5 protein-coding genes and 2 pseudogenes are annotated in these 6,750 nt (G+C 71.1%); 2 read left to right on the top strand and 5 right to left on the bottom strand.

The annotated features are described in order from the left end of the window. Positions 1–248 precede the first annotated feature (248 nt). Positions 249–443: a hypothetical protein gene (locus AC08OU_RS20970; RefSeq protein ID WP_462187781.1), complete on the bottom strand. Its 195-nt coding sequence runs from the start codon at positions 441–443 to the stop codon at positions 249–251. A gap of 385 nt (positions 444–828) precedes the next feature. On the opposite strand from AC08OU_RS20970, the gene AC08OU_RS20965 reads away from it, so the two are divergent. After that, complete coding sequence (locus AC08OU_RS20965) at positions 829–2,232, top strand: nicotinate phosphoribosyltransferase (RefSeq protein ID WP_476601047.1); 1,404 nt, start codon at positions 829–831, stop codon at positions 2,230–2,232. A gap of 105 nt (positions 2,233–2,337) precedes the next feature. Further along, on the top strand, positions 2,338–3,099 hold the full coding sequence (locus AC08OU_RS20960) for an NUDIX hydrolase (protein ID WP_476601049.1): 762 nt from the start codon (positions 2,338–2,340) through the stop codon (positions 3,097–3,099). An 86-nt stretch (positions 3,100–3,185) separates the two neighbouring features. Here AC08OU_RS20960 and AC08OU_RS20955 read toward each other — a convergent pair. The 4 genes and pseudogenes from AC08OU_RS20955 to AC08OU_RS20940 all read right to left on the bottom strand — a co-directional run. Beyond that, positions 3,186–4,673: pseudogene (locus tag AC08OU_RS20955) on the bottom strand (FAD-dependent oxidoreductase); the annotation flags it as partial. Between the two features lie 23 nt (positions 4,674–4,696). Next, on the bottom strand, positions 4,697–5,281 hold the full coding sequence (locus tag AC08OU_RS20950; RefSeq protein ID WP_476601051.1) for a molybdopterin oxidoreductase family protein: 585 nt from the start codon (positions 5,279–5,281) through the stop codon (positions 4,697–4,699). Next, positions 5,176–5,763: a molybdopterin oxidoreductase family protein gene (locus AC08OU_RS20945; RefSeq protein WP_476601053.1), complete on the bottom strand. Its 588-nt coding sequence runs from the start codon at positions 5,761–5,763 to the stop codon at positions 5,176–5,178. The genes AC08OU_RS20950 and AC08OU_RS20945 overlap by 106 nt, the downstream gene beginning before the upstream one ends. 235 nt (positions 5,764–5,998) lie before the next feature. After that, positions 5,999–6,724, bottom strand: a pseudogene (locus AC08OU_RS20940) (molybdopterin oxidoreductase family protein); the annotation flags it as partial. Between the last annotated feature and the right edge of the window lie 26 nt (positions 6,725–6,750).

Raw genomic sequence — 6,750 nt, 5'->3', positions numbered from 1 at the left:
TCAACGCATCGAAACCCCATGTGCGGAAGACAGATCTAGGGGACGTAATGAAGTAACAAATACGTGATCGAGAGCATCATCGCAGGTCACAGGCCTGTGGAGGGTTCGAAACGCGCAAGTTATTTCATTTCGACTCCCTAGGGGTGCAGTGACATAATTCGAACATCTCGTGTGGGTGTAATTTTGCGGCTTCCAGCAACATCCCCGGTGCCATGTGTTATGCGAGGGCGTTCCCGTCGAATGTATGTTCATTGGTTGGGAAGTCCGTCCGCGAGGTCGAGAACGATCACAATGATGATCAGGAGGAGTATCCAGCGGAAGAAGCCGATACGACTCCAGACCTCGCGCGCGATGCTCCGGCCCGCCCGGCCGCCGAGCACCAGCAGTGCGAACAGCGCCCCGCCGACAGTGACGAGGAAGATCCCGGCATTGCTGTGGTCCACGGTCAAGACGATCGCACGCCGACCCCGGGGATCCCCGGGGGTCCCCGGAGAGCGTTTCTGTTCGGGTTGCGACCGAAGGTGACTGACCGTTCTCGCAGTCATCCTCCCCGTGCTCGCCGTCGGGCCGGTCGGGGTTGCGCTGATCGGCCTGGTACTGATCGGCCTAGTGCTGATCAGCGTGGTCACGTCGAGGCTCTCCCGTGTGCTACTGAAGGTCGATGGAACGTGTAGTGTAGGCCGTGTGGGAATCGACGCTTACCCACCGCCAGACCAACATGCACTGTCAGGTCAGCGTGCCCAGGCGGGATGAAGGCACTCCCTTTCCCTGCCCGCCAAATCGCCGGTCGGCGCGCATCGGAGCGTGCTCGTCCCTACCGTGTTCCGGATGTCGACGGCACTCCTGACCGATCACTATGAGTTGACCATGTTGCGCGCGGCGCTCCGGTCCGGCGCGGCGGATCGTCGTGTGGTCTTCGAAGTCTTCACCCGATCATTGCCGCCGGGTCGCCGTTTTGGTGTGTTCGCTGGCACCGGCCGGCTGCTCGATGCGCTGGCGGACTTCCGGTTCGGGCCGCCCGAGCTAGCCGCTCTGTGGGCCGCCGATGTCATCGACGAGGTCACGGCACAGTGGCTGGCGGACTACCGCTTCGGCGGCGACATCCATGGCTTCGCCGAGGGCGAACCGTTTTTCGCCGAGACGCCAGTGCTCGCCGTCGAGGGCACCTTCGCTGAGACCGTGCTGCTCGAGACACTCGTGCTCGCCATCCTCAACCACGACAGCGCGATCGCGGCCGCGGGGGCCCGGATGGTCGGGGCGGCCGGGGACCGGCCCTGTCTCGAGATGGGATCCCGGCGCACCCATGAGGCCGCCGCCGTGGCCGCCGCCCGCGCGGCCTACCTCGTGGGTTTCGCAGCCACGTCGAACCTGGAGGCCGCCCGAGCGTACAAGGTCCCCAGCGTCGGTACCAGTGCGCACGCCTTCACACTCGTCCATCCGAGTGAGGCTGAGGCGTTCGCCGCGCAGGTCGCCACCCTCGGTGTCGGCACGACGCTGCTCGTCGACACGTACGACGTCCCCGCGGGGGTCGCCGCTGCCGTCGCGACGGCGGGCGCCGAGCTCGGGGCTGTCCGGATCGACAGCGGGGACCTGGGTCGGGTCGCCGGCGCCGTCCGCGCGCAGCTCGACAGCCTCGGTGCGACCAGAACACGGATCATCGCGACCGGGGATCTGGACGAGCACGCCATAGCCCGGTTGGGCGATGCCCCGGTGGACGGCTACGGTGTCGGTACCAGCCTGGTCACCGGTGCGGGTGCGCCCACCGCGGGGTTCGTCTACAAGCTGGTCGAGGTCGACGGCGAACCCGTGGCGAAGAGGTCGGTCGGCAAGAGCACCCGTGGGGGGCGCAAGCGGGTCATCCGCCGCCATGACCTCAACGGCCGTGCCGTCGCTGATGTCATCTTTCCGAGCCCGCCGGGCTCGCCGCCGGCCCCGGACTGCTTGTCCGCGCCGTCCGGTCCGTCCGGTCCGTCCGGTCCGGGGGTGGGTCCCTCTGGCTCCGGGGACGCGCTCCCCGCGTCGCTGCGACCGCCCGACCCGGCCCGGGACCGGGACCTGTTGCGTCCGCTGGTGAAGGCCGGTGAGCCGGTTGGTGGCCTGACCGGGCCGGCCGGCACCCGGCGCGCTCGCGAGCACCATCGTCTGGCCCTCGCGGCCCTTCCCCCCATCGCCCGGGAGGTGGGCTACGGCCCGCCGTGCCTGCCCGTCGTCCACGCGGAGGGCCGTCCCTGAGCCGTCCCGGGCCGTCGGGCGGCGTCGCCCGCTGAGGTGCCGCTTTCGGCGGGAGGTCGAGGAGGGACCCGTGTGCATCGGCGCGGGGATGGCCAGACTGGAGGGGTGGCGCCCGCCTCTCCACCGAACCGGATCCGCGGTCCGTTGGACGGCGAGGGCGGGCGGCATGACGCCGTCATGCCGCCCGCCCTCGCCGTCAGCGTGGACGTGGTTCTGCTGACCCTGCGCGCCGGTCGGCTCTGCGTCCTGGTCATCCGCCGGGACGATCCCTCGTTCGGCGGATGCTGGGCGCTGCCCGGTGGTTTCGTCGACCGCGACGAGGATCTCGACGCCTCGGCCCTGCGGCAGCTCGCGGCCGAGACGGGCGTCACGACGACCGGTCACCTCGAGCAGCTGCGGACCTACGGCGGCGCGCACCGCGACCCGCGTGTTCGGGTGGTCAGCGTGGCCTACCTGGCCCTGCTGCCGAACCTCCCGCAGCCGCCGCCCGGCCGGGACGGACCGCGGGCCCGCTGGTGGCCGGTGGAGGACCTGGACTCGACCGACGGCCCGACGCTGGCCTTCGACCATCCGCGGATAGTGGTGGACGGCGTGGAGCGGGCCCGGGCCAAGCTGGAGTACACTTCGCTTGCCGCCGCTTTCTGCGAGGACCAGTTCACCTTGGCCGACCTGCGCCGCGTCTACGAGGCCGCGTGGGGCGTCGCGTTGGACCCGCCGAACTTCCGCCGCAAGGTGCTGTCCACGCCGGGATTCGTCGTGCCGCTGGGCCAGCGCACCTCCCCGCGCGGTGGCGGTCGGCCCGCCGAACTGTATCGGCGTGGCTCGGCGACCGCGCTGCACCCGCCGCTGCTGCGCCGGTCCGTCTGAGGACATTCCTCCAGGCCGGTCGCGCAGTTGTCGCCCGCCGCGGCCGGGGGGTCCGGGTCGGCCGCGGCCAGCCACTCGACGATGCCCGCGACGGCGTCCCGGCAGGTGCCGTATCCAGTGGTCGCCCGGGTACCGGTGACGATCGCCGGCAGGTCACGTGCCCCGTCCAACCAGCAGCGGGTGATCCCGCCCTTGGTCACGTTGTTGCACCGGCAGATGGTGACCCGGTCGGGCAGGGTCGCCGGACTGTCGGTGACGGTGACCTCGGTCCGGGCCGGGAACAGCAGGCTACGCCGGTCGGCCGGCACCGGAGCCTGCCGGTCGAACAACTGCGCCACGGTCCCCACCGTCGGGTTGTCACCGAGCATGATCGCGCCCACCAGTCGGTCCCCGCGGATCACCAGCTTCTTGAAGGTGCCCCGGGTGACATCGACGAACTGCAGCACCTCGGCGTCCTCGTCGAACTCGTCCACGTCGACCTCGCCCATGGTGGCGAGATCCACTCCCGGCGCCTTGAGCCTGGTCACGGGCCGGGCGCCACTGTAGCGCGCGGCGGGGTCGGCGCCGGTGACAAGGTCAGCCACCACCCGGACCTGGTCCCACGCCGGCGCCACCAGTCCCTGCACCGTCCCGTCGTGCTGCGCACAGTCACCGACCGCGAACACGGCCGGATCGGCGGGGGAGCGCATCTGATCGTCCACCACGATCCCGGCTTCGACCGGCAGGCCGGCCGCCGCGGCGAGGCCGGTCGAGACCACCAGCAGATCGGCGTCGAGCACCTCGTCGCCGGCCAACTCCACCCCGGTGAGCCGCTCGTCGCCATGGATCCGGACGACCCTGGCCTCGAGCCGGGACCGCACCCCGAGTCCGGCCAGCGTCCGGGCCAGCACCTGTCCGGCCCGCCGGTCGAGCTGGCGGTTCATCAGGTGACCCGCGGCGTGCAGGACCGTCGTGTCCAGACCGCGGCGGACCAGGCCGCGGGCCGCCTCCAGGCCGAGCAGGCCGCCGCCGAGCACCACCGCGCGGGTGGCCCGTTCGGCCTGGGTGAGGATGCGCCGGCAGTCGTCGAGGGTGCGGAACGCCGCCACTCCGGGTAGCAGCGTCCCATCCGGTCGGGTCAGTCCTTCGATCGGTGGCAGCCACGCCCGGCTCCCGGTGGCGAGGATGAGTACGTCGTAGGCGACGACGCTGCCGTCGCCGGCCGTGACGGTGCGACGCGTACGGTCGATGTGGTGTGCCACCACGCCGACCCGGACGTCGACCAAGGCGCGCGGGGGCGTGTCGCCGCCGCTGTGGCCGCCATCGCTGTGGCCGCCGCCACCGCTGTCGCCGGACGTCGCATGGTCGACCAGGGTGATGTCGGCCAGATCCGCCTTTCCCGACAGGACGTTCGACAGCAGGATGCGGTTGTAGGCGGGATGCGGTTCCTCCCCGAACACGGTGATGATCAGGTTGGGGTCTCGGGAACGAGGCTCACTGATCATCCGGGAGCCCGCCATCCCATGCCCCACGATGACTATGCGGCGCGGCCCGGAGGCCCCTGTGAAGTCCGACGGGGGTGCGGAGTCGTGCATCATGGTCCGGGGTCTTGCGGTCATCACCGTTGGTGCCTTCCGCTCGGTCGGCTGCGGCCCGTCGACATGGCTCGGACGGGTTCGGCAGCCCCGACCGTTGCGGTGGGGACGGACCCGGTGGCATGCCGATCGTCGCCCGGGTGGCCGATCGGGTCGTCGTCCGGGTCCTCGAGCGGCTCGACCGCGACCGCGCACACCTTGAACTCGGGCATCCGGGACGTCGGGTCGAGCGCGTCGTTGGTCAGAGAGTTCGCCCGTCCGGCCCCGGCCCAATGGAAGGGCAAGAAGACGGTGTCGAACCGGAGGGTGTCGGTCAGCCTCGCCGGCACCTCGCAGGTGCCTCGTCGGCTCGTGACCCGCACCGGCGCCCCCTCAGCGATCCCGAGCCGTTCGGCGAGGTCGGGATGGATCTCGACGAAGGGTTCCGGCGCGGCGTCGACGAGGGGTCCGATCCGGCGGGTCTGCGCACCGCTCTGGTAGTGGGCCAGCACGCGTCCGGTGGTCAGGTAGTAGGGGTACTCGGGGTCGATGTCCTCCGCCACCGGACGGTGCTCGACCGGCACGAGCCGAGCCCGTCCGTCCGGGGTGGCGAAGCGGTCCAGGAACATCCGGGGGGTACCCGGGTGCGTCTCGTCCGGGCAGGGCCAGAACACCCCGTCCAATGCGGTGATCCGCTCGTAGCTGATGCCCGCGTAGTCGGCGATCCCCCGGCGCTGGCCCGGCGCAGCTCGTCGAAGACCACCCGTGGTTCGTCGGGGAATCGCTCGGCGTGGCCGAGTCGGGCGGCGAGCGCCGCGATGATCTCCAGGTCGGTGCGTACCCCCGCCGGAGGAGGCCGCAGCCGTTCCCGCCGCAGTACCCGACCCTCCAGATTGGTCATCGTCCCCTCCTCCTCCGCCCACTGGGCGGTCGGCAGGACGACGTCGGCCATGGCCGCCGTCTCGCTGAGCACGAAGTCGGCGACGACGAGCAGGTCCAGGGCGGCCAGCCGCGAGGTGATCCGACGGGCCCGGGGGGCGGAGACGGCGATGTTGCTGCCGAGGATGAGGAGCGCCCTCGGCCCCTGCGGCGTGCCGAGCGCGTCCAGCATCTCGTAGGCGCTGCGGCCCGGACCGGGGATGGTCGTCGGGTCGACGCCCCAGATCCGACCGATGTGCTCCCGGGCCACCGGATCGGTGATCTTGCGGTAGCCGGGAAGCTGGTCGGCCTTCTGCCCGTGTTCCCGGCCGCCTTGCCCGTTGCCCTGGCCGGTGAGACAGCCGTAGCCCGACCCGGGGGGTGCCGGGCAGCCCCAGTAGGAGGGCGAGGTTGATGAGCGCCGTGACGGTGTCGGTGCCCTTGCTGTGTTGTTCGGCACCGCGGGCGCTGAGCACTATCGCCCGTTCGGCCTGGGTGAGCAGGCCCACGGCGGCGTACTGGTCTGCCACCGGCACTCCGGTGATACGCTCCACCCGTTCGGGCCAGTAGGAGGCGAGTACTGCTCGCAACTCGGCGAGGCCCGTCGTCCGAGCGGCGAGGAAGTCGTGGTTGGCGTACCCCTCCGTTAGGGCGATGTGGGCCAGCCCGTTGGCCAGGGCCAGGTCAGTTCCCGGGGTGATCTGCAGATGCAGGGCCGCGGCGCGGGCGGTGGCCGTCAGGCGCGGGTCGACGACCACGAGCGCCCCGCCGTTCTCCCGCTGGCGGGTCAGGTACTGCATGAACGGGGGCATGGTCTCGGCCGCGTTGCCGCCGACCATGAGGACAGCCCCGGCGTGCGCGATGTCCTCCAATGGGAAGGGCAGGCCCCGGTCCAGCCCGAACGAGCGGATGCCCGCGGCGGCCGCCGACGACATGCAGAACCGGCCGTTGTAGTCGATCGCGGAGCTGCGCAGCGCCACCCGCGCGAACTTGCCCAGGGCGTAGGCCTTCTCGTTGGTCAACCCGCCGCCGCCGAAGACGCCGACCGCGTCCGGGCCGTGTTCACGCTGGAGGCGGATGATCCCCGCAGTGATGCGGTCGAGCGCCTGCTCCCAGCTCACCGGCTCGAGGGGGGCGTCGCGTCGTGGCCGCATCAGCGGGGTGGTGAGCCGGTCCGCGG

The organism is Frankia sp. CcMO1 (assembly GCF_977945845.1).
Note: the sequence above shows the minus strand (reverse complement) of the source record. Positions and strands in the feature narration are given on the sequence as shown.

Coding starts and splice junctions, on each gene's coding strand:
- AC08OU_RS20965 (WP_476601047.1), top strand. CDS start 829: ATGTCGACGGCACTCCTGACCGATCACTATGAGTTGACCATGTTGCGC.
- AC08OU_RS20950 (WP_476601051.1), bottom strand. CDS start 5,281: ATGTTCCTGGACCGCTTCGCCACCCCGGACGGACGGGCTCGGCTCGTG.
- AC08OU_RS20945 (WP_476601053.1), bottom strand. CDS start 5,763: ATGCTGGACGCGCTCGGCACGCCGCAGGGGCCGAGGGCGCTCCTCATC.